16 protein-coding genes and 1 other RNA gene are annotated in these 20,869 nt (G+C 68.3%); 11 read left to right on the forward strand and 6 right to left on the reverse strand.

The window, feature by feature from the left end:
* The first annotated feature begins 12 nt into the window (after window positions 1–12).
* Both QUV35_RS08445 and QUV35_RS08450 read left to right on the forward strand, forming a co-directional pair.
* Complete coding sequence (locus QUV35_RS08445; RefSeq protein ID WP_300872648.1) at window positions 13–3,360, forward strand: exodeoxyribonuclease V subunit beta; 3,348 nt, start codon at window positions 13–15, stop codon at window positions 3,358–3,360.
* On the forward strand, window positions 3,357–4,679 hold the full coding sequence (locus QUV35_RS08450; protein ID WP_300872649.1) for a TIGR03862 family flavoprotein: 1,323 nt from the start codon (window positions 3,357–3,359) through the stop codon (window positions 4,677–4,679). The genes QUV35_RS08445 and QUV35_RS08450 overlap by 4 nt, the downstream gene beginning before the upstream one ends.
* Here the strand turns inward: QUV35_RS08450 and QUV35_RS08455 are convergent.
* Both QUV35_RS08455 and ffs read right to left on the reverse strand, forming a co-directional pair.
* Window positions 4,676–5,167 carry a hypothetical protein gene (locus tag QUV35_RS08455; RefSeq protein WP_300872651.1) on the reverse strand — a complete coding sequence of 164 codons (492 nt, stop codon included), beginning with the start codon at window positions 5,165–5,167 and terminating at the stop codon, window positions 4,676–4,678. The genes QUV35_RS08450 and QUV35_RS08455 overlap by 4 nt on opposite strands.
* 457 nt (window positions 5,168–5,624) lie before the next feature.
* Window positions 5,625–5,721, reverse strand: an RNA gene (gene ffs / locus QUV35_RS08460) — signal recognition particle sRNA small type.
* A gap of 73 nt (window positions 5,722–5,794) precedes the next feature.
* Between ffs and dnaX the strand changes: the two genes are divergently transcribed.
* The 5 genes from dnaX to QUV35_RS08485 all read left to right on the forward strand — a co-directional run bounded on the left by dnaX (window position 5,795) and on the right by QUV35_RS08485 (window position 10,332).
* Window positions 5,795–7,669 carry a DNA polymerase III subunit gamma/tau gene (dnaX, locus tag QUV35_RS08465; RefSeq protein ID WP_300872653.1) on the forward strand — a complete coding sequence of 625 codons (1,875 nt, stop codon included), beginning with the start codon at window positions 5,795–5,797 and terminating at the stop codon, window positions 7,667–7,669.
* Between the two features lie 38 nt (window positions 7,670–7,707).
* Window positions 7,708–8,040, forward strand: coding sequence for a YbaB/EbfC family nucleoid-associated protein (locus QUV35_RS08470; RefSeq protein ID WP_300872655.1), 333 nt, complete (start codon window positions 7,708–7,710; stop codon window positions 8,038–8,040).
* 18 nt (window positions 8,041–8,058) lie between these two features.
* On the forward strand, window positions 8,059–8,673 hold the full coding sequence (gene recR / locus QUV35_RS08475) for a recombination mediator RecR (protein WP_300872657.1): 615 nt from the start codon (window positions 8,059–8,061) through the stop codon (window positions 8,671–8,673).
* 35 nt (window positions 8,674–8,708) lie between these two features.
* A complete protein-coding gene (locus QUV35_RS08480; protein WP_300872659.1) occupies window positions 8,709–9,113 on the forward strand; it encodes an MAPEG family protein in 405 nt (134 codons plus the stop codon).
* 160 nt (window positions 9,114–9,273) lie between these two features.
* Window positions 9,274–10,332, forward strand: coding sequence for an ABC transporter substrate-binding protein (locus QUV35_RS08485; protein ID WP_300872661.1), 1,059 nt, complete (start codon window positions 9,274–9,276; stop codon window positions 10,330–10,332).
* A gap of 17 nt (window positions 10,333–10,349) precedes the next feature.
* On the opposite strand, the gene QUV35_RS08490 is transcribed toward QUV35_RS08485, so the two are convergent.
* Together QUV35_RS08490 and gloB are read right to left on the reverse strand one after the other, a co-directional pair.
* Window positions 10,350–12,026: a transglycosylase SLT domain-containing protein gene (locus QUV35_RS08490; protein ID WP_300872663.1), complete on the reverse strand. Its 1,677-nt coding sequence runs from the start codon at window positions 12,024–12,026 to the stop codon at window positions 10,350–10,352.
* The gene (gloB, locus tag QUV35_RS08495; RefSeq protein WP_300872665.1) at window positions 12,023–12,796 is read right to left on the reverse strand and encodes a hydroxyacylglutathione hydrolase; all 774 of its coding nucleotides are present in this window, start codon (window positions 12,794–12,796) and stop codon (window positions 12,023–12,025) included. The genes QUV35_RS08490 and gloB overlap by 4 nt, the downstream gene beginning before the upstream one ends.
* A gap of 121 nt (window positions 12,797–12,917) precedes the next feature.
* On the opposite strand from gloB, the gene QUV35_RS08500 reads away from it, so the two are divergent.
* The 4 genes from QUV35_RS08500 (at window position 12,918) to QUV35_RS08515 (ending at window position 18,620) form a co-directional block, all read left to right on the forward strand.
* Complete coding sequence (locus QUV35_RS08500) at window positions 12,918–13,718, forward strand: class I SAM-dependent methyltransferase (protein WP_300872667.1); 801 nt, start codon at window positions 12,918–12,920, stop codon at window positions 13,716–13,718.
* Window positions 13,719–13,760: 42 nt separating this feature from the next.
* Window positions 13,761–14,195: a ribonuclease HI gene (gene rnhA / locus QUV35_RS08505; RefSeq protein ID WP_300872669.1), complete on the forward strand. Its 435-nt coding sequence runs from the start codon at window positions 13,761–13,763 to the stop codon at window positions 14,193–14,195.
* A gap of 155 nt (window positions 14,196–14,350) precedes the next feature.
* On the forward strand, window positions 14,351–15,520 hold the full coding sequence (locus QUV35_RS08510) for an efflux RND transporter periplasmic adaptor subunit (protein ID WP_300872671.1): 1,170 nt from the start codon (window positions 14,351–14,353) through the stop codon (window positions 15,518–15,520).
* A 22-nt stretch (window positions 15,521–15,542) separates the two neighbouring features.
* On the forward strand, window positions 15,543–18,620 hold the full coding sequence (locus tag QUV35_RS08515) for an efflux RND transporter permease subunit (protein ID WP_300872673.1): 3,078 nt from the start codon (window positions 15,543–15,545) through the stop codon (window positions 18,618–18,620).
* A 299-nt stretch (window positions 18,621–18,919) separates the two neighbouring features.
* Here QUV35_RS08515 and glp read toward each other — a convergent pair whose 3' ends face one another.
* Both glp and mobA read right to left on the reverse strand, forming a co-directional pair.
* Window positions 18,920–20,197: a gephyrin-like molybdotransferase Glp gene (gene glp / locus QUV35_RS08520; RefSeq protein WP_300872675.1), complete on the reverse strand. Its 1,278-nt coding sequence runs from the start codon at window positions 20,195–20,197 to the stop codon at window positions 18,920–18,922.
* 4 nt (window positions 20,198–20,201) lie between these two features.
* Window positions 20,202–20,825, reverse strand: a complete 624-nt coding sequence (gene mobA, locus QUV35_RS08525) for a molybdenum cofactor guanylyltransferase MobA (RefSeq protein WP_300872677.1) — start codon at window positions 20,823–20,825, stop codon at window positions 20,202–20,204.
* Between the last annotated feature and the right edge of the window lie 44 nt (window positions 20,826–20,869).

Genomic DNA, 20,869 nt, shown 5'->3' on the forward strand with positions numbered 1-20,869 from the left:
GAAAGCTTTGCCATGAACGACACCGCCGCCTACAGCATCGATGGTGCGCCGGTGACTCGCGAAGCTTTCTATGCGCTGGCCTGTGACCCCGCGCGCAGCATCGCGGTGGAAGCTTGTGCCGGCGCCGGCAAGACCTGGATGCTGGTCTCGCGCATCCTGCGCGCGCTGCTCGATGGCTGCCCGCCGCAGGACATTCTGGCGATCACCTTCACCCGCAAGGCCGCCGGCGAGATGCGCAAGCGCCTGGGCGAAGAGCTGCGCCGCTGGGCCGGTCTGTCCGACGCGGAACTGGTGGCCGCGCTGCGGCAGCGCGGCCTGCCGGCCACCGAGGCCGAACGCCGCGCGCCGCAAGCCCGCAGCCTGCACGCCCGCGTGACGGCGCTGGGCCGGCCGGTGCAGGTGCGCACCTTTCACGGCTGGTTCGCGGCCTTGCTGCGTGGCGCCCCGCTGTCGGTGTTGCAGGAGCTGCAGTTGCCGGTGCAGTACGAACTGCTCGAAGACGACACACAGGTGATCGACCAGGTGTGGCCGCGGTTTTATGGCGCCCTGGCCGTCAGCGCGTCCGATCGCCAGGACTATGTGGACGCGGTGGCCACACACGGCCGGCATCAGGCCGGGCAGGCCCTGCGCAAGGCGCTGCACAAGCGCGTGGAATTTGCGCTGGCCGATGCCGCCGGCGTGGTGCAGCGCTCGGTGGCAACGATGGTCGAGCAGTTCCCCGGGATGACAGGTTTTGACGACCCGCTTCGCTGGCTGGTCGAAGAAGCGTCCAACCGCCAGCTGCTGTCGGCCGCCGCGGTGGCGCTCGGGCAGGCCAGCGCCGCGTCCTTTGCCGCCAAGGGGTCGGAGCTGGAACAGGCCCTCACCGATCAGCACGGCGCGCGGGTGATCGAGACCCTGCTCACGCAGAAGAACGAGCCGCGCAAGTTCAGCGACAAGATCGCCGGCATCGAACAGGTTCGTGCCGCGCAGGACACCGCGCTGCGGGTGCTGGCCGCCCGGTCCCAGCAGCAGGCCTGGCTGCACCACCAGCGCATGGCCCGGCTCACACGGGTGTTGCTGACCTGTTTTGCCGACCTCAAGCGCGAGCGCGGCTGGGTCGACATGAACGACGTCGAGACCGCCGCGCGCCGCCTGCTGGGCGACGCCGAGCTGTCGGGCTGGCTGCAGCAGCGGCTCGACGCGCGCGTGCGCCACGTGCTCATCGACGAATTCCAGGACACCAATCCGCTGCAATGGCAGGCGCTCTACGGCTGGCTCTCGGCCTATGCGGGCGCCGGACCGGGCGAAGCGCCGTGTGTCTTTCTGGTGGGCGATCCGAAACAGTCGATCTACCGTTTCCGCCGCGCCGAGCCGCAGGTGTTCAAGGCCGCGCAGGCTTTTGTGGTGCAAGGCCTCTCGGGCGCCTTGCTCACTTGCGACCACACCCGCCGCTGCGCGGGGGCCGTCGTCGATGTGCTCAACAGCGCCATGCTGGCGGCCGTGCAGGCGGGGGACTACAGCAGCGATTTCCGGCCGCACACCACCGAGAGCCTCGAGGCCGGGCAGGTGGTGGCCCTGCCGCAGGTGCTGCGCAGCGCGCGCGAACGCGGCGGTGGCGGTGATGTCGCCAGCTGGCGCGACAGCCTGGTGACCCCCCGGGTGCTGATGGAGGACACGCTGTCGGCGCTGGAGGCGCGCCAGGCCGCCGACTGGCTGGCCGGCGAGATCGGCGCGGGTCGTTTGAGCGCCGACGGCGTGATGGTGCTGGCACGCCGGCGCGAGCGGCTGGCCTGGATGTTCGAGGCGCTGCGCGAACGCGGCATCGCCAGCGAACAGCCCGAGAAACTCGACCTGTGCGAAGCCCCGGCGGTGCAGGACGTGGTGGCCTTGCTCGACGCCCTGGTGTCCACCCGCCACGACCTGAGCCTGGCGCGCGCGCTCAAGTCACCGCTGTTCGGCTGGAGCGACGATGCGCTGGCCTGGCTGGCTCGCCTGCAGCAGCACTGGACGGTGCGCCCCGGCGCAGACGCCCGGCCGACCAAGCCTTCATGGTGGGCCGTGCTGCAGCGCTTCGCTGCCCTGACAGATCCAGAGCGCGCCGCGTTGCCGCCAGTGTCCGAGCCGCTGGCGCTGGCGTTCACCGCGTCCGCCGTGCGCTTGCTTCGCTACCGCCATTGGGTGCAGGGCCTGCCGCCTCACGATGCACTGTCGGCCATCTATGGCGATGGCGACGTGCTGGCGCGTTTCGCCCGGGCCGTGCCCGCCAGCCAGCGAGCCGGGGTGCTGGCCCAGCTGCGCGACCTGCTGGCCAACGCGCTGGCGCAGGACGGCGGGCGTTTTCTGACCCCCTACCGTTTCGTGCGCGCGCTCAAGGCCGGCGGCATCAAGGCCACGCCCACGCACAACAGCGGCGCGGTGCGCCTGCTCACCATCCACGGCGCCAAGGGCCTGGAGGCCCACACCGTGCTCATGCTCGACACCGACACCGGTCCGTCGCGGCCCGAGAGCATGGGCGTGTTGATCGACTGGCCGGGCGAGGCGCCCGTGCCGCGGCGCTTCGTGTTTCTGGCGAGCGAGCGCAACCCACCGGCCTGCGCGGCCACCGCGCTGGCGGTGGAGCAACAGGCCCGCTCGCTCGAAGAGCTCAATGCCCTGTATGTGGCGCTCACACGGGCCGAAACGCGCCTGGTGATTTCCAGCTTCGAGCCACATGCGCGCGGCGCTGCCCCCACCTGGTACGAGCGCCTGCTGCCACTGACCCGGCCGCTGGACTTGCCCGCCGCAGCGTTGCCGACAGCGGGTGCGGCGGGACCGTTGCCCGACGCCTTCAACCTGCCTGTTCTGCCCCCGCTGGCGCAAGCGCCCGGCACGGCGGTGGTGACCCAGGTGGCTCCGCTGGCCGACGACGAACGCACCCGCATCGGACTGGCGCTGCACCGGCTGCTGCAGTGGCATCCCACCGGTGCGCAGGCTTTCGACTGGACGGCCGCACACACCCGTGCCGTGTCCCTGGAGTTCGCGCTGAGCCCGGCCCAGGCCGCCCAGGCACAGGCGATGGCACGGCGCATCGTGCAGGGAGAAGCCGCCTGGGCCTGGGACGGTGCCATGGTCGACGCCACCGGCAACGAGGTCGACATCTTCCACGGCGGTGAGCTGCTGCGACTGGACCGGCTGGTGCGCCGCACCGACACCGGCGATTGGTGGGTGCTCGATTTCAAGAGCGCGGAAAACCCGCAGCAGCAAAAGGACCTTCTGATCCAGATGCAGCGCTACCGACGCGCGGTGCAAGCTGCGCGGCCCGGCGCCGTGGTGCGCCTGGCCTTCATCAACCTGCACGGTCGACTGATCGAACTGCAGGACACACCGATCGCTCCATGACCGACCCCGGCGCACGGCCATCCCTGACTCTCGACGTGGCCATCATCGGCGGTGGTCCTGCCGGCCTGATGGCCGCCGAGGTGCTCAGCCGCGCCGGTCTGGCCGTGCACCTGTTCGACGCCATGCCCTCGGTCGGGCGCAAGTTCCTGCTTGCCGGCAAGGGCGGCATGAACCTCACGCACGCCGAGCCACTGGAGACCTTCGTCACCCGCTACGGCACGGCGCAAGGCCGGGTGGCGGCCCTGCTGCAGCGCTGGGGGCCGCAAGCCGTGCGCGACTGGGCCGCCGGTCTGGGCGTCGACACCTTCGTGGGCACGTCGAACCGCGTGTTTCCGGTCGACATGAAGGCCGCTCCTTTGCTGCGCGCCTGGTTGCAGCGGTTGCGCCATCCACCAGCCGGCGGCGTGCCCGTGGTGTTCCACATGCGCCATCGCTGGCTGGGGTGGGCCGGGCCGGGCAGCGACACGCTGGTGTTCGATGCGCCCGGCGCCCGGGTGAACGTGCAAAGCCGCGCCACCGTGCTGGCCGTGGGCGGGGCGAGTTGGGCGCGTCTCGGCTCCGACGGCGCCTGGCAGCCCTGGCTGCAGGCGGAGGGCGTGGCGGTGAGCCCGCTGCGCCCGAGCAACTGCGGGTTCGATGTGGCAGGCTCGGTCGCCCACGGCCTGGCCCGGGGCTGGAGCGCGCATTTCAGCGAGCGGTTCGCAGGCCAGCCGTTCAAGTCGGTCGCCATCCGTGCCACCGACAGCCTGGGCCACGGGTTCCACCGCAAGGGCGAGTTCGTCGCGACAACGACCGGCGTTGAAGGCAGTCTGATCTACGCCGCTTCCAGCTTGCTGCGCGAAGAGATCGCGCGCAACGGCCAGGCCACGTTCGAACTCGACCTCTTGCCCGACCGAAGTGCCGATCAGGTGCTGGCCCAGGTGCGCCACCCGCGCGGGTCGCGCAGCCTGTCGAACCACCTCAAGAGCCGACTCGGTCTCGACGGCATCAAGATGGGCCTCCTGCACGAGGTGCTGGACAAGGACGCGATCAACGATCCGCTGCGTCTGGCCACCGCCATCAAGGCCTTGCCGATCACCCTGTGCGCGGCCCGACCGATCGATGAAGCGATCAGCAGCGCCGGCGGCGTTCGCTGGGAAGCCGTGAACAACGACCTCATGGTGGAGGGGCGCCCGGGCCTTTTTGTGGCGGGCGAAATGCTGGACTGGGAAGCCCCCACCGGTGGCTACCTGCTCACGGCCTGTCTGGCCAGCGGCGTGGCGGCGGGGGAGGGTGTCGGTCGCTGGATCTCGCCTGCACCGGTGGCGCAGGCAGACTAGTTGTTCTGTTGCCTGGCCCGGTTGGCTTCTTCCATCTGTCGGAAGCTCACGCACACCGGATCGTTCGCCAGAGCAGGCTTGCGGCATTCGCGCAGGCGGCAGAGCTCGCGCGCGAAAAAATTGCCGGCCGGTTCGCACAGGCGGGCCACGTTGAGCGCCGGAGCCTCGGGTGGCGCTGCGGCGGGCGCAGCGGGCAGCGCAGCGGCCGGCTGCGCGGGTGGCGTCTGCGCCTGGCGGCGTGCCTGCTCCGCGCGCTGCCGCTCGAGGGCCTGCACCGCGCGGGCCTGCTCCTGAGCCGCCAGCACGCGCTCGCGCCGCTCGCGTTCCAGGCGTTGCTGATTCAGCCGTGCGTTCTGTGCTTTCAATGCGTTCAGGCGCTGCTCCGCCTCGAGCCCGGCGGCCGCTGCGGCAGGGTCGACCACCGGCTGTTGCGTGGGGCTGGGGGTTCGGGCATCCGGCGCGCTGGTGGGCGGTGCCTGCGGGGGCATGGCAGCCGTTGTGCCGGCGCGGACACCGGCGCTGCCGGGATCGACCGGCCTTTCTGCTGGTGCAGATGGAACCAGATCGCCAGTGCAGCGGCTGCCAGCAGCAGGCCCGCCAGCGAGAGAAGGCGGTGGCTCGAGAGCGTGCTGCCTGCGGCCGGCGGCTTCACACCAGCAGCGGGCTGACCTGTGTCGGGTGGGAAGGTTGCGGCGCGCGGTGGGGTCGTGTTTGACGCCGTGTCTTCAGCCGACGCCGGACCCTGCAAGGCGGTCAATTTCCCGCCGCAGCCCATGCAGAACAGGGCCTTGTCGCGGTTGTTGGTTCCACACTTCGCACACACCTTCCCCATGGCTCCACCTCGCTGGTTTTGCCGCCGCTTGTATCACGATCGATGGGAGGGTGGGCAGCCGATCTGCGAAAGGGTCAAGCCCTTGCGACAGGTCGACCGAATCTTGAGAAGAAGGTGACGAGCCTTGACCCCGGCACTGGATTCACAGTTAGGGCTGCTTGGTTCCCCACCTGACCCGGTTGGCCGCTTCACCATGCGGGAAGGCCCGTCGAGGGTGATTGTAGGCGATGCGCCAGCGCGGCGCAGGGCTGCGACCGGGAACCCGCCGCTTAGAATCGAACGCATGTCCTATGTCGTTCTGGCCCGCAAATACCGCCCGCGCAATTTCACCGAAATGGTGGGCCAGGGCCATGTGGTGCAAGCCCTCTCGAATGCCCTGACCACCCAGCGCCTGCACCACGCCTACCTGTTCACCGGCACGCGCGGCGTGGGCAAGACGACGGTCTCGCGCATCCTGGCCAAGTCGCTCAACTGCCTCGGCGCCGACGGGCAGGGCGGCATCACCGCCGAGCCTTGCGGCGTGTGCCAGGCCTGCACCGACATCGACAGCGGCCGCTTCGTGGACTACACCGAGCTCGACGCCGCTTCCAACCGTGGCGTGGACGAGGTTCAGGCCCTGCTGGAGCAGGCGGTCTACAAGCCGGTGCAGGGCCGCTTCAAGGTCTTCATGATCGACGAGGTCCACATGCTGACCAACACGGCGTTCAACGCCATGTTGAAGACGCTCGAAGAACCGCCCGAGTACCTCAAGTTCGTGCTGGCCACGACCGATCCGCAGAAGGTGCCGGTCACCGTGCTCTCGCGCTGCCTGCAGTTCAACCTGCGGCCGATGGCGCCCGAGACGGTGCAGGCGCACCTGCTGCAGGTGCTGCAGGCCGAACAGGTGCCTGCCGAGGCGCAGGCTTTGCGGCTGATCTCGCGCGCGGCGCGCGGCTCCATGCGCGACGCGCTTTCCCTCACCGACCAGGCCATCGCCTTCGGTGGGGGGCAGTTGCAGGAGGCCACGGTCCGCCAGATGCTCGGCGCCGTGGACCGTTCGTACGTGCTGCGCCTGATCGATGCACTGGCCCGCAGTGATGGCGCCACCGTGGTGGACACCATCGATGCGTTGCGCCTGAACGGGCTGAATGCGGCCACCACGCTGGAAGACATGACCGGGGTGCTGCAGCGCATGGCGGTGCTGCAGGCGGTGCCGGGCCGTGTGTCGGCCGATGGCCTGGAGGATCCCGACGAGGTCGAGATCCAGCGTCTGGCCGCCAGCCTGCCCGCCGATGAAACCCAGCTGCTCTACAGCCTGTGCCTGCATGGCCGCACCGAACTCGGTCTTGCGCCCGACGAGTACGCGGGTCTGACCATGGTGCTGCTGCGGCTGCTGGCCTTCAAGCCCGCGGGTGCTGCCAGCGCCACCACGGAAAAAAAAACTCTGAAACCCGCTGAGGCCGCGCCTGAGCCCCTGGCGGCGCCGGCCGTTGCAGCACCCGTCCTGAAACCCGCTGTGGTGTCGGCGCCCGCGGTGGTTGCTGCCGTGGCCGGGCCCGCTCCCGGGGTCGCCATCGCCAGCCCGGTCCCGGCCCCGCCCGACATGGACGAGGCGCCCTGGCCCGAAGACGACGGGCCACCGTGGGAAGAAGCTTCCACCAGCGAGACCGCGCCCGCCGCGAGCCGCACCGTGGCCATTCCGGTGCGGGACGCGGGTGAGCCGGGCCGGCTCGACCAGCCGCAGGCCCGCAACCAGGCCGCACCGGCTGCGCTCTCGGGCATGGCCCCCAGTGAAGAAGGGGACTTCTGGTTCGAGGCCGTCATGCAACTGGTGCGCAGCGAGGCGATTGCTGCGCTGGTCCGTGAGCTCGGCCTGCAGTCGCAGCTGGTGGCGCGTGACACCGACCGCTGGGTGCTGCGTGTGGAGCGCGAGTCGCTCAACCAGGGCAACAGCCGCGAGCGGCTGGCCACTGCCCTGCAGACCATTGGCCACCAGGTGCGCCTGGTGGTGGAGATCGGCACGGTGATCGATTCGCCGGCCAAACGCCTCGCGCTGGAGGCCGAGCGGCTGCAGCGTCAGGCCGAAGCGCAGATCATGGGCGATCCCTTCGTGCAGACCATGATGCGCGACTTTGGCGGCAAAATCGTCCCTGGCACGCTCAAGGCCGCACGGGCCTGAGACCTTCCCCCATTCATTCCCATCAAGAAAGACACAGCATGTTCAACAAAGGACAACTCGCCGGCCTCATGAAGCAGGCGCAAGCCATGCAGGACAACCTGAAGAAGGCGCAGGACGAACTGGCCTTCGTGGAGGTCACGGGCGAGTCGGGCGCGGGACTGGTGAAGGTGCTCATGACCTGCAAGCACGATGTCAAGCGCATCACCATCGACCCCAGCCTGCTCACCGACGACAAGGACATGCTCGAAGACCTGGTGGCTGCGGCCTTCAACGCAGCGGTGCGCAAGGCCGAAGAGACTTCGGCCGAGAAGATGGGCAAGCTCACCGCCGGCATGCCCGGCCTGCCCGGCGGCATGAAATTTCCTTTCTGAAGGCCACCGCTCCTGCGCATGGCCGAAGCCCATTCCCTCGAACATCTGGTGCAGGCCCTGCGCCGCCTGCCCGGCGTGGGCGTGAAGTCGGCCCAGCGCATGGCGTTTCATCTGCTTCAGCACGACCGTGAAGGCGCCCTGGCGCTGGCGCGCGCGCTGGACCACGCGGCTGCCACGGTGCAGCACTGCGCGCTGTGCCACACCTTCACCGAAGACGCCATCTGCCACACCTGCCTCGATCCGCGGCGCGACCGCAGCCAGCTGTGCGTGGTGGAGACGCCAGCCGACCAGGCCGCGCTGGAGCGCACGGGCGCGTACAAGGGGCTGTTCTTCGTGTTGATGGGCAAACTCAGCCCGCTCGACGGCGTGGGACCGCACGACATCGGCCTGCAGAAGCTGTTCGACCGCATCGATGCCCCGGCGCAGACGCCGACCGGCGTGTCCGAGGTGCGTGAGGTGATCCTGGCCACCAACTTCACCGCCGAGGGCGAAACCACTGCCCACGTGATCGCGCAGGCGCTCAAAGGACGTGGCGTGCAGGTCACGCGGCTGGCGCGCGGCGTGCCCGTGGGCAGCGAACTGGAATACGTGGACCTTGGCACCATCGCGCACGCGCTGGTGGACCGGCGCTGAAGCCACCCGATGCATTTTCTTGAAGGAATTCATCCATGAAACTGGCGGGATTGACCGTGGCCTACTGGTGCGTGCTGGTGGCCTCCCTGCTGCCCATCCTGTGCGCCGGGCTGGCCAAGTGGGGCACGTTTTCCAGGCCGAAGCGCGAGGGCGGCTACGACAACAACCATCCGCGGCAATGGCTGGAGAAGCAGGGCGGTTGGCGCGCGCGTGCCAATGCGGCCCAGGCCAACAGCTTCGAGGCGCTGCCGTTCTTCATCGGGGCCGTGATCATCGCTCACCAGCTCGGCGCGGCCCAGTTGCGACTGGATGTGCTGGCCTTTCTCTACATCGTGCTGCGCCTGCTCTACATCATGATGTACGTGGCCGACATGGCCACGGTTCGCACGCTGGTCTGGGTGCTGGCCCTGGTGGCGAACGTCGCGATCCTGTTCGCCTGAAGCGCAGCGACCGCAGGCACCGGGCCGGTTACGTCGGCTTGCAAAAAAGACCCTGATTTCGCTCCGTACAAACCCGCTCGGGAATGGTCCCGATGCGGGTTTTTGGTGGCCCACCTAGGCTCTGTGTATTCATAAAGCAATACAGAGAGGAAGATCCGGCATGTTGAATCGGAGAGACTGGGGTCGGGCGGCCGCTGCCATGGCCCTGGCAGCGGGGCTTCCGCAAGGGCGCGCCCAACTGACGTCGCCGCCGGCCACTCCGCTGCCACGCACGGCGCCCAGGCTGGTGATTGCGGTGGACAACCGCTCCGACTTCTCGTGCCTTCCCCTGACGGTTGCCGATCGGCTGGGCTACTTTGCCAGCGAGGGCGTGGACGTCGAGCTCAGGGACTTCCCCGATGCCGCGCAGTCCTTGCAGGCGCTGATGTCGGGTGCCGCCCACGCCGTCTCGGGCTCCTACGGCAGCACCATCGCCTGGCAGATGCGCGGCCAGACCTTGCAGTCCTTCGTGCTGCAGTCCCGCACGCCCCAGATCGTCGTCGGTGTGTCGGCCAGGACCATGCCGCACTACCGCCAGGTGCGCGACCTGCGGGGCAAACGCATCGGTGTTAAGGCGCTGGGCTCGACTTCGCACCGGGTGGCGCGCGCGGTGTTCAGTGGCGCAGGTCTCAAGACCAACGATGTGCAGTTCGTCGCGATTCCCAATGCCTGGGCGGCGGTGTCCGCCTTTCGCAACGGCACGCTGGACGCCATCAGCTACCCCGACCCGGCCATCACCCACCTGGAGCAGGCGGGTGAGTTGCGTGTGGTGGCCGACACGCGCAGCTTGCGCGGCAATGCCGATGTGTTCGGTGGGCCGATGCCCTCGGCGTGTCTGTGCGCCACCGGCGAATTCCTCACCCAGTTCCCGCGCGCCAGCCAGTCCATGGCCGACGCCATGGTGCATGCGCTCAAATGGCTGCAGACGGCCGGCCCGTCGGACATCGTCAGGGTGGTGCCGGAGCGGTATTTCCAGGGTGATCGTTCGCTCTACCTGGCCGCATTCAACCGCGCGCGGGAGGCATGGTCACCGGACGGCGTGATGCCTCCCGGAGGCCCGGAGATCGCAGCGCGCCTGGTGGCCCAGTTCGACGAGCCCGGTTCGATGGAGCGGTTCGACCTGGCCAGCACCTTCACCAACGTGTTCGCGCGCAAGGCCAAGGCCCGCTTCAAGGCCTGAGGCAAGGCGCCGCCGATTCAGGGCTTTTTGTTCACCTGGCCGGTGTCGGCCACGCGCGTCTTGGCGCTGGACGAGGCGGCTTTGGCGGGTGACTTCTTGCCGGCCACGGCCACGGCCTTGGCTTTGGCCTTGGTGGGCTTGCCGGCGGTCTTGGCGACTTTGCGGGTGCTGCCGGAACTCGCCGCCTGCTTCTTCGACGGCACGCTGCCGGACGCCGCCTTCGAGACCCTGTGCGGCAGCATCAGCGTGACGCGCTGACCGGGCTTGAGGGCGGCGTTCACCGCCAGCTTGTTCCAGCCCGCCACACTGACCGCGCTCACGCCGTAGCGCTGTGCCAGCCGCGCCAGGTTGTCGCCCTTGCGCGCCTTGACCACGGAGCGGCGCAGCACCACATCGGGCTGCAGGCTGAGCCGTGCGTTGTCGGCCACGTGCAGCGGCACGTCGCTGTTGCGCTGGCCGGTGCGCGGCACCAGCAGGCTGGAGCCGGCGCGCAGGCTCATGCGCGGCGGAATGTTGTTGATCGCGCGCAGTTCGCTCTCGCTCATGCCCACGCGCGAAGCGGCCTGCGCCACGGTCATGGTGGCGGGCACGACCCAGGCCGTCCAGCTGGCCAGCGGACCGGTGTGGGTCTGCAGCTGGTTCTGGAAGATCACCGCGTTGTCCCAGGGCAGCAGGATGTTGGGTGTGCCGGCGGCCATCACCACCGGTTGCTTGAGTGACGGGTTGAGCGCGCGGAAGTCGGCCTCGCTCACCTCGGCCAGGCGGGCGATCACCGCGACGTCGATGTCGCGCTCGAGGGTGACGGTGTCGAAGAACGGGTGATTGCCGATCTGGGGCAGGGTGGTGTTGAAAGCCTGGGGCCGGGCCATGATGTTCTTCACCGCCTGCAGCTTGGGCACGTACATGCGCGTCTCCAGCGGCATGTTGAGGTCGGTGTAGCCGGTGGGCAGGCCCAGGCGCTGGTTTTTGGTGATGGCACGGTTCACATTGCCCTGACCCCAGTTGTAGGCGGCCAGCGCCAGGTGCCAGTCGCCAAAGCGGCCATGCAGCTGCTGCAGGTAGTCGAGTGCTGCGCGGGTGGAGGCCAGCACGTCGCGGCGGTCGTCGCGAAAGGCGTTCTGCTTGAGGTCGAACGATTGCCCGGTGGCGGGCATGAACTGCCACATGCCGGCGGCGCGCGCGCTGGACACCGCCTGCGGGTTGAAGGCGCTTTCAATGAAGGGCAGCAGCGCCAGCTCCATCGGCATGTTGCGCCGCTCGATCTCTTCAACGATGTGGAACAGGTAGCGGCTCGACCGTTCGGTCATGCGCTGGATGTAGTCGGGGCGCGTGGCGTACCAGCGCTCCTGGTCGCGCACCAGATCGCTGTCGAGGTCGGTCATGGCAAAGCCGCGGCGGATGCGCTCCCACAGGTCGGCCGGGGCGGCCAGTGTGGCCACGGGTGGCACGCTGGTGCTGGCCACGCCGATGTCGCTCAGCGGGATGTTGCCGGGCAGCCGGTAGGAGGGCAGGCGCGGCCCGCTCGGTGCGGTGGCCACGGGGTCTTGAACCACAGGGGTGCTGCTGGCGGAGCCGGTGTCGACCGTGGCGCAACCGGTGAGGAACAGGCCGAGGGCCAGGGCGGCAGCGGCACGCCAGCGGTGCTGGCTCGGAAAAGGGAGAGGGCGTGTCTGCAAATCGGAAGCTTGGGTCATTTGAAGTTGTTTTTCCAGGTCCGCAGCGTGGCGAAGACCGACACGGCATCGGCAGCGGTGGCCGGCTCGTGGGACCGGGCCGCCTGCACCACGCTCGCCTCTGCCGTGCGCAGAAACGGGTTGATGCGTTTCTCCAGCCCGATGGAGCTGGGCAGGGTGGGAAAGTTCAGGGCACGTTGTTGCTGGCAGTGCCGTGTGTAAGCGGTGAGGTCGTCGTTCTCGGGCTCGATCGCCTGGGCGAACTTCAGGTTGGACAGCGTGTACTCGTGGGTGCAGCACACGCGCGTGGCCGACGGCAACGCGGCCAACCGCGAGAGCGAGTCGAGCATCTGCGCGGGCGTGCCTTCGAAGAGCCGACCGCAGCCACCCGAAAACAGCGTGTCGCCACAGAACAGCAAGGGTGAGCCTTCGGCCCCGGCGGCAAAAAAGGCAATGTGGCCGGCGGTGTGGCCTGGCACCTCGATCACCTCGAAGCGCAGACCGAGCGCTTCGACCTCTTCACCGGCGCCCACGCGCTGCAGTGGCTCGGGCATGGGCTCGTACGCCGGCCCGATCACCCGTGCACCCGTGGCTTCGCGCAGCGCTGCCACGCCCCCGGTGTGATCGGCGTGGTGGTGGGTGATCAGGATCGTGTCGAGCTGCAGCCGGTGTTGATCGAGCCAGGCCAGCACACCGTCGGATTCTCCCGGGTCCACCACCAGCGCGCGCTGGCCGTCGCTCAAGGTCCAGATGTAGTTGTCGCTGAAGGCCGGCAGGGGAAAAAGTTCCATGGGTCGAAGGGTGTGTCTCGATGGGTTGGGCGTGTAGAGTGCGGGGGTTTGCCCGGTGGTTTGCAGTGTCGCAGACTTCGGCTGTTTCCATGCCCGTCCCCAGCGATCGATGCCCGAAAAAATGAATGGTTTGACCGAATGGTTCCAGACCCCGCCAGGCCAATACCTGTTGGGCTGGGAGCAGGCCCAGTTCGATCTGGCGGTGGCCGACCTGTTTGGCTACAACGCGCTGCAACTGGGTCTGCCCGAGCTGCAGACCCTGCGATCCAATCGCATGCCACACCGCTGGCTGGCCTTGCCTGAAGAGACGCTGCCGGCCAGCACCGCCGCGGTGGACGCGGGCGGGGCTGCCGGTGCGCCGCCGCGCCTGAACGTTGCCCTGGTCACCGATGCCGCGGCGCTGCCCTTTCCAGCGGCCAGCCTTGATCTGGTGGTGTTGCCGCACACGCTCGAACTCAGCGCCGATCCGCACCAGGTGCTGCGTGAGGTGGAGCGGGTGCTGGTGCCCGAGGGGCGCGTGGTCATCTCCGGCTTCAACCCCGGCAGCCTGTGGGGCCTGCGTCAGGGCCGCGCACGCCTGTGCGAGCGCATGGGCGTGTCGATGCTGGGCGCCTCCAACCTCTTCCTGCCGGACGCCGGTGATTTCATCGGTCCCTGGCGCCTGCGCGACTGGCTGCAGCTGCTGAGCCTTGAGCTCGAGTCGGACCGGTATGGTTGCTACCGTCCGGCGATGAAGACCGACCAATGGCTGCAGCGCGCGGCGTGGATGGACCGGGCGGGCGCGCGCTGGTGGCCGATTTTCGGCGCCGTGTATTTTGTGGTCGCGGTCAAGCGGGTGCGCGGCATGCGGCTGCTGGGTCCGGCCTGGAAGCCCAGGCGCGCTGCTTCGCCCGCCCCGGTGCCGGTGGCCAACCGGCGCTGACAGATTTCCTTTTTCCCAAGAACCCATCGAGGAGTGTGACGTTTGAACCATGTGGTGATCTACACCGACGGCGCCTGCAAGGGCAACCCCGGGCCCGGTGGCTGGGGCGTCTTTCTGAAGTCCGATGGGCATGAAAAGGAACTCTGGGGGGGAGAGCGGGAAACGACCAACAACCGCATGGAACTGACCGCGGTGATCGAGGCCCTGGTCGCGCTCAAGCGCCCGTGCCGGGTCTCGCTCTACCTCGACAGCGAGTACGTGCGCAAGGGCATCACCGAATGGATCCACGGCTGGAAGCGCAAGGGCTGGACGACCGCCGCCAAACAGCCGGTGAAGAACGCTGACCTCTGGCAACGCCTGGACGCCCTGGTGCATGGCGGCATCCACCAGATCGAATGGCATTGGGTGAAGGGTCATGCCGGAGACCCTGGCAACGAGCGTGCCGACGCGCTGGCCAACCGCGGCGTGCCCGGCTGACCAGCACCCGACGGGCGTGAGGGGCGATGGGAACTTCGCCTCCAGCGCTTCGCTCAGCACTGTTACATTGCGCAACGGTGAGCATGCAACCGATGGTCCGGCATGGGCCTTGCTCGTTGTCGGCATTCCCTGTCTGACCCTCTCCTGAAACAACCATGGCCCAGAAACCGATTTATGTGCTGGTGGCGATTGTGGGCATCGGCCTGGCCTCGGGCGCGGCCTGGTGGCTGCAGAACAAGCCAGGGTCGCCGGCCGCCACGGCCGCACCCGCCGCAGCCCCTGCGGGCGCTGCCCGACCCGGCGGCGGCACACCCGGCGTCGAGGTGACGAAAGTCAAGGCGGTTCGGCTGCAGGACGACGCACAGGCGGTGGGCACGCTGCGCTCGCGCCAGAGCGTCACCCTCAAGCCCGAGGTCAGTGGTCGCGTGGCCCGCATCGCTTTTGCCGACGGTGCACAGGTCAGGACCGGACAGCTGCTGGTGCAGCTCGACGACACCCTGCAGCGCGCCGAGCTCAGCCAGGCGCAGGCACAACTCTCGATCGCGCGCGCCAATCTCAAGCGCAACCAGGAACTGGTGGCCGAGAACTTCGTGGCCACCCGCGTGGTGGAAGAAAGCCAGGCCAACCTGCAGGTGGCCGAAGCCCAGGTGGCGCTGGCCACGGCGCGCATGCAGCGCATGCGCATCACCGCGCCGTTCAACGGCACCCTGGGCCTGCGCAGCATCAACCTCGGCCAGTACGTGGGCGATGGCGACCCCCTGGTGAACCTGGAGGACACCTCCGAGCTGACGGTGGACTTCCGTCTGCCCGAGCGGTACCAGAGCAGCATCGCCGCCGGTCAGGGTGTGCAGGTGCAGCTCGACGCGCTGCCGGGCCAGACCTTCGAGGCCCGGGTGCTGGCGGTCGACCCGCTGCTCGATGCCAACGGGCGCTCGATGTCGGTGCGCGCGGTGATGCCCAGAACACCCGGCTCAGACCTTCGCCCCGGCATGTTCGCCCGCGTGCTCATCGTGTTCGCGGTGAACGACGCGGCCCTGGTGGTGCCTGAAGAGGCGATGGTGCCGCAGGGTGGCAAGCAATTTGTCTTTCTGCTCGACGAGCAGGGGCAGGGCGACGCGCGAAAGCTGGTGTCGCGTCGCGTCGAGGTCGAGACCGGTGTGCGCCGCGGCGCCGAGGTGCAGATCGTCAAGGGCGTGGCCGCCGGCGACACCGTGGTGGTGGCCGGGCAGCAGCGCCTGCAACGCGACGGCACGCCCGTGCGGGTGGTCAACATGGCGAACACCAACGCCGGGGCGGCGCCCGCCGCTCCTGCCTCCAGGCCCTGACACCCGAGCACCGGGACTTCCCATGCAACTGCCTGAAATTGCCATCCGGCGCCCGGTGTTTGCCACCGTGCTCTCGCTGCTGATCCTGCTGGTGGGCGCGGTGGCCTTCAGTGGCCTCACCGTGCGGGAGTACCCGCGCATCGACGAGCCCAACGTCACGGTATCGACCACCTTCGGCGGGGCCTCCAGCGAGGTGATCGAAACCCAGGTCACCAAGGTGCTCGAGGACTCGCTCGCGGGCATCGAGGGTGTGGACATCATCACCTCGATCAGCCGCCAGGAGCAGAGCCAGATCACGGTGCGCTTCAAGCTCGAGCGCGATCCCGATTCGGCCGCGGCCGATGTGCGCGACAAGGTCAGCCGCGTGCGCCAGCGGCTGCCTCAGGACGTGGACGAACCGGTGATCGCCAAGGTCGAGGCCGACGCCCAGCCGGTGGTCTGGCTGGCGCTCACCTCGGACGCCATGTCGTCGCTGGAGCTCAGCGACCTGGCCAACCGTGTGGTCAAGCCGCGCCTGCAGACCGCACCGGGCGCTGCCGACGTGCGCATCTTCGGCGAACGGCGTTACGCCATGCGGATCTGGCTCGATGCCGACCGGCTGGCCGCCTACAGCCTCACGGTGCAGGACGTGGAAGACGCCTTGCGCCGCTCCAACCTCGAAGTGCCGGCCGGCCGCATTGAAAGCGCGCAGCGCGAGTTCAACGTGACCGCTGCGACCGACCTGCAGACGCCCGAGCAGTTTCGCCAGATCGGTGTGCGCACCGTCAACGGTCAGACCATCCGCGTCGGCGATGTGGCCCGGGTCGAGCAGGCGCCGCAAGACGAGCGGACCTCGGTTCGCTACAACGGGCGCGACGCCATTTCGCTGGGCGTGATCCGCCAGTCCACCGCCAACCCGCTGGACCTGTCTGCCGGTGTGCAGGCGATGCTGCCACGCATCCTGGCCGACCTGCCCGAGGGCGTGCGGGTGGAGGTGGCCAACGACAACTCGATCTTCATCGACCGGTCAATCAAGGCCGTGTACACCACCATCGCCGAGGCCGCGGTGCTGGTGGCGCTGGTGATCTTCCTGTTCCTGCGCACGCTGCGTGCCTCGATCATTCCGCTGGTGACCATCCCGGTGAGCCTGATCGGCTGCTTCGCGCTGATGGCCCTGTTCGGCTTTTCGATCAACACGCTCACACTGCTGGCGCTGGTGCTGGCCATCGGACTGGTGGTGGACGACTCGATCGTGGTGCTGGAGAACATCTACCGCCACATCGAGGAAGGCATGAAGCCCTTCGAGGCCGCCATCAAGGGTGCGCGCGAGATCGGTTTCGCGGTGGTGGCCATGACGCTCACGCTGGCCGCGGTGTACGCGCCGCTGGCGTTCACGCCAGGGCGCACCGGGCGGCTGTTTGCCGAGTTCGCGCTGGCGCTGGCGGGAGCGGTGGTGGTCTCGGGTTTCGTGGCCCTCACGCTGTCGCCCATGATGTGCTCCAAGCTGCTGCGGCACAACCCCAAACCGGGTCGTTTCGACAGCTTCATGGAACGCCGCCTGACCGCACTGAGTGACGGTTATGCGCGCGTGCTCGGTCGGTCGCTGAACCTGCGCTGGCTGGTCGTGGCGGTGATGCTCGCCAGTGCGCTGGGCAGCTGGCTGTTGCTGCAGAACACGCGCCAGGAACTCGCCCCCATGGAAGACCGTGGCGTGGTGCTGGCGTCGATCAACGGCCCCGATGGCGCCACGCTGGCCTACACCCGCAAATACGCCGAAGCGATCGAGCGCATGGGCCAGGACATTCCCGAGTTCGAGCGCATCTTCACCATCGTGGGCAACCCGTCGGTGGCGCAAGGCAGCGTGATCATGCGCGGCAAGTCGTGGGAAGAGCGCGACCGCACGACCATGGACATCGCACGGGAACTGGCGCCCAGGATCGCTGCCTTGCCCGGCATCAGTGCCTTTCCGATCACGCCACCGTCGCTGGGGCAGGGCTTTCGCGAGCGGCCGATCAACTACGTGATCGTCACCGGCGACAGCTACGAGAACCTCTCGCGGGTGGTGCGCCAGTTCCAGGACAAGCTCGCGCAGAACCCGGGCTTCGTGCAGGTGGACACCGACCTGCGGCTGAACAAGCCGGAGATCCGCATGGACGTGGACCGCGAGCGCGCAGCCGACATGGGCGTGACCGTGGATGCCATCGCACGCACGGTGGAGACCATGCTGGGCGGGCGCACCGTGACGCGCTACAAACGCGACGGCGAGCAGTACGACGTGGTCGTGCAGATGGTCTCGGCCAACCGCAGCACACCCGAGGACATCGACCGCCTGTTCGTGCGCGGGCGCGGCGACGCCATGATCCCGCTGGCCTCGCTGGTGACCACCCGCGAGGTGGTGGTGCCCCGCGAACTCAACCACTTCGGCCAGCGCCGCAGCGCCTCCATCACGGCCAACCTCTCGCCCGAGTACTCCATGGGCGAGGCCCTCGATTTCATGGACGACACCGCACGCGAGCTGCTGCCCGCGGGCTACACCACCGACCTCAACGGCCAGAGCCGCGAGTTCCGCAATTCATCGGGATCGCTGGCGATCGTGTTCGTGCTCTCGCTGCTGTTCATCTACCTGGTGCTGGCCGCCCAGTTCGAGAGTTTTGTCGATCCCTTCATCATCATGCTGAGCGTGCCGCTCTCCATGCTGGGCGCCTTGCTGGCGCTCAAGCTGACCGGCGGCACGCTCAACGTGTTCAGCCAGATCGGGCTGATCACGCTGGTGGGCCTGATCACCAAACACGGCATCCTGATCGTGGAGTTCGCCAACCAGCTGCGTGAGCAGGGGATGGACAAGCTCGAGGCGGTCAAACGTTCGGCGGCACTGCGCCTGCGCCCCATCCTGATGACCACCGGTGCGATGGTGCTGGGCGCGATTCCGCTGGCCCTGGCCAGTGGTGCGGGCGCCGAGAGCCGGCAACAGATCGGCTGGGTGATCGTGGGCGGCATGAGCGTGGGCACCCTGCTCACGATCTTTGTGGTGCCCACCATGTATTCGCTGTTGTCGCGCGCGAAGTCGCATCAGCCGCCGGTGGATGTGCCTGTGCCTGTAGAGGTCGTTGCGGCGAAGTGATTCTTTCTGGCGTTGTGTTTCTTTCCTGCACCTCGCGGGCTCGTGAGCGCATGGCGCTCTGCTCCGCGAATGTCCCCCGGCGGCTGGAGCCGCCTCCTCCTTTACTTCGCTGCGCAGAGCGCCATGCGCTCACGAGGTGAAGTGAACTTGGAGTGAGCACTGGACGAGTACAAACGAGGGCATCGGCGGCCATGGGACGCGGCGCAGCGAAGTAAAGGGGGAGGGGCCGCAGGCCCCGGAGGACATTCGCGGAGCCGTGCCCCGTGGTCGCCGATGACCGGGCTCACCGGTGAAAAACCTCAGACCACTCCAGAAAACATCATCACGTCAACGAGATCGCCAACGGCAACATTTCCCTGGTCGTGGTGCAGGACGATCAGGCCGTTGGCTTGCACCATGGAGCTGAGAACGCCCGATCCCTGGTTGCCCGTGATGCGGACCGTGAGTGAGCCGTCGGCCGCACGGCTGACCATGCCTCGCTGATATTCGGTGCGCCCCGGCTTCTTGCGCAGCGGCTCCAGGCTCTTCGCTTGCAGCAGCACCGGCGGCGTTGCCGTGCCACCCATGAGCCGTTGCAGGGCCGGGCGCACGAACGCGAGGAAGGTCACCATCACCGCCACCGGGTTGCCGGGCAAACCGAACAGCACAGAGGACTTGCCCGCTTCGGAGATTCGACCCACCGCCATCGGGCGCCCCGGCCGCATGGCGATGCGCCAGAACGCCACATCGCCCAGCTGCTTCATCATGGCCTTGGTGTGGTCGGCCTCGCCCATGCTCACCCCGCCGCTGGTGATGATGGCGTCGGCCTGTTGCGCGGCGGCGCGGAAAGCGGCTTCGAGCAGGGCCGGCTCGTCGCGCACCACGCCCATGTCGATCACGTCCACGCCCATGCGCTTGAGCAGGCCGAAGACGGTGTAGCGGTTGCTGTCGAACACCGCGCCTTCGCGGATCGGTTCACCCAAGGTGAGGATTTCATCGCCGGTGGAGAAGTACGCCACCTTGATGCGGCGGAACACCGTCACCGTCGGCAAGCCCAGGCTGGCGATCAGGCCGAGGGCGGCCGGTCCCAGCGTCTGGCCCTGGCGCAACGCCGGCTGTCCGGCCATCAGGTCTTCGCCGAGCAGGCGTCGGTTGTCGCCCGACCTCACCACGCCCGGCGGGATCTCGACCACATCACCGTCGACCTTCACGAACTCCAGCGGCACCACCGTGTCGAGCGCGGCCGGCATGATGGCGCCGGTCATGATCTTCAGGCACTGGTCGGCTTGCAAGGATCCCGCCCAGGCCTTGCCCGCGAAGGCGGTGCCCGCCACGCGCAGCCTCAGCGGCGCGCCCGCCTTGAGCAGTGCACTGTCGAACGCAAAGCCGTCCATGGCCGAGTTGTCGTGCGGCGGGACGCTGATGGGCGAGATCACGTCGGCAGCGAGCACCCGGTCCAGCGCCTCGAACACACCCACCGCTTCGGTGGCCGTCACCGGCTGCACCAGTTGGGCGAGGAATTCGTTGACACGGTCCGCGCTCAGCGCTTGCGGGTCGTAACCCTGCAGCTCGGCCGCGATCTGCTCGATCGTCTTCATGCCATCAGCCCTTTTCCAGCGCGTGCAATTCGGCCAGGGTGTTGGTGTTGTGGAAAGCGCGCGGATCGTCACCGGGCTGGTCGAACGGCACGATCACGGTCTTGTGCTGCGCAGTCCAGGCGTCGATCTTGCGGCCGCCCCCCTGCGTGAAAGCCACCAGGCTCTCGAGCAGGTGCACCTGCATCAGGCAGAACACCGGCTGCGGTCGCAGTTGCCCGTCTTCCTCGGGTGCGGCGGCCATGGCGATCTCGGTGCTTTCGTCGTCGAAGGCCCTGGCCAGGCGCTGGGCCAGATCGAAGGGAAACAGCGGCGTGTCGCAAGGCACCGTGAGCATGTAGGGCGTCTCGCAGCGTTCCAGGCCCGTCATGAAGCCGGCCAGCGGCCCGGCGAAGTCGCTCAGGGTGTCGGGCCACACCGGCGCGCCGAACGCCTCGTAGGCGGCGAGATTGCGGTTGGCGTTGAGCATCAGCTCCCCGATCAGGCCGCCTTCCTGCATCTGCAGGCGCAGCACCGTGTGAAGCGCCAGCGGCGTGCCGTTGAAGTTCTGCAGGCCCTTGTCGAGGCCGCCCATGCGGGAGCCGCGGCCCCCGGCGAGCACCAGGCCCGTGATTTCATGGCTGTGGATCACAAATCGTTCCGATCAAAGAGGTGTCTTGCCCGGCATGCGGTGGA

Origin of the sequence: Hydrogenophaga sp. (assembly GCF_030373225.1) — a bacterium.
Classification (GTDB): domain Bacteria; phylum Pseudomonadota; class Gammaproteobacteria; order Burkholderiales; family Burkholderiaceae_C; genus Hydrogenophaga.

Bases quoted from the DNA above. Each gene is read 5' to 3' on its own strand.
- QUV35_RS08455 (WP_300872651.1), bottom strand. From the start codon at position 5,167: ATGCCCCCGCAGGCACCGCCCACCAGCGCGCCGGATGCCCGAACCCCC.
- QUV35_RS08490 (WP_300872663.1), bottom strand. From the start codon at position 12,026: ATGACCCAAGCTTCCGATTTGCAGACACGCCCTCTCCCTTTTCCGAGC.
- QUV35_RS08515 (WP_300872673.1), top strand. From the start codon at position 15,543: ATGCAACTGCCTGAAATTGCCATCCGGCGCCCGGTGTTTGCCACCGTG.
- QUV35_RS08510 (WP_300872671.1), top strand. From the start codon at position 14,351: ATGGCCCAGAAACCGATTTATGTGCTGGTGGCGATTGTGGGCATCGGC.
- gloB (WP_300872665.1), bottom strand. From the start codon at position 12,796: ATGGAACTTTTTCCCCTGCCGGCCTTCAGCGACAACTACATCTGGACC.
- QUV35_RS08500 (WP_300872667.1), top strand. From the start codon at position 12,918: ATGAATGGTTTGACCGAATGGTTCCAGACCCCGCCAGGCCAATACCTG.
- QUV35_RS08480 (WP_300872659.1), top strand. From the start codon at position 8,709: ATGAAACTGGCGGGATTGACCGTGGCCTACTGGTGCGTGCTGGTGGCC.
- QUV35_RS08445 (WP_300872648.1), top strand. From the start codon at position 13: ATGAACGACACCGCCGCCTACAGCATCGATGGTGCGCCGGTGACTCGC.
- QUV35_RS08485 (WP_300872661.1), top strand. From the start codon at position 9,274: ATGTTGAATCGGAGAGACTGGGGTCGGGCGGCCGCTGCCATGGCCCTG.
- QUV35_RS08450 (WP_300872649.1), top strand. From the start codon at position 3,357: ATGACCGACCCCGGCGCACGGCCATCCCTGACTCTCGACGTGGCCATC.
- glp (WP_300872675.1), bottom strand. From the start codon at position 20,197: ATGAAGACGATCGAGCAGATCGCGGCCGAGCTGCAGGGTTACGACCCG.
- dnaX (WP_300872653.1), top strand. From the start codon at position 5,795: ATGTCCTATGTCGTTCTGGCCCGCAAATACCGCCCGCGCAATTTCACC.
- recR (WP_300872657.1), top strand. From the start codon at position 8,059: ATGGCCGAAGCCCATTCCCTCGAACATCTGGTGCAGGCCCTGCGCCGC.
- QUV35_RS08470 (WP_300872655.1), top strand. From the start codon at position 7,708: ATGTTCAACAAAGGACAACTCGCCGGCCTCATGAAGCAGGCGCAAGCC.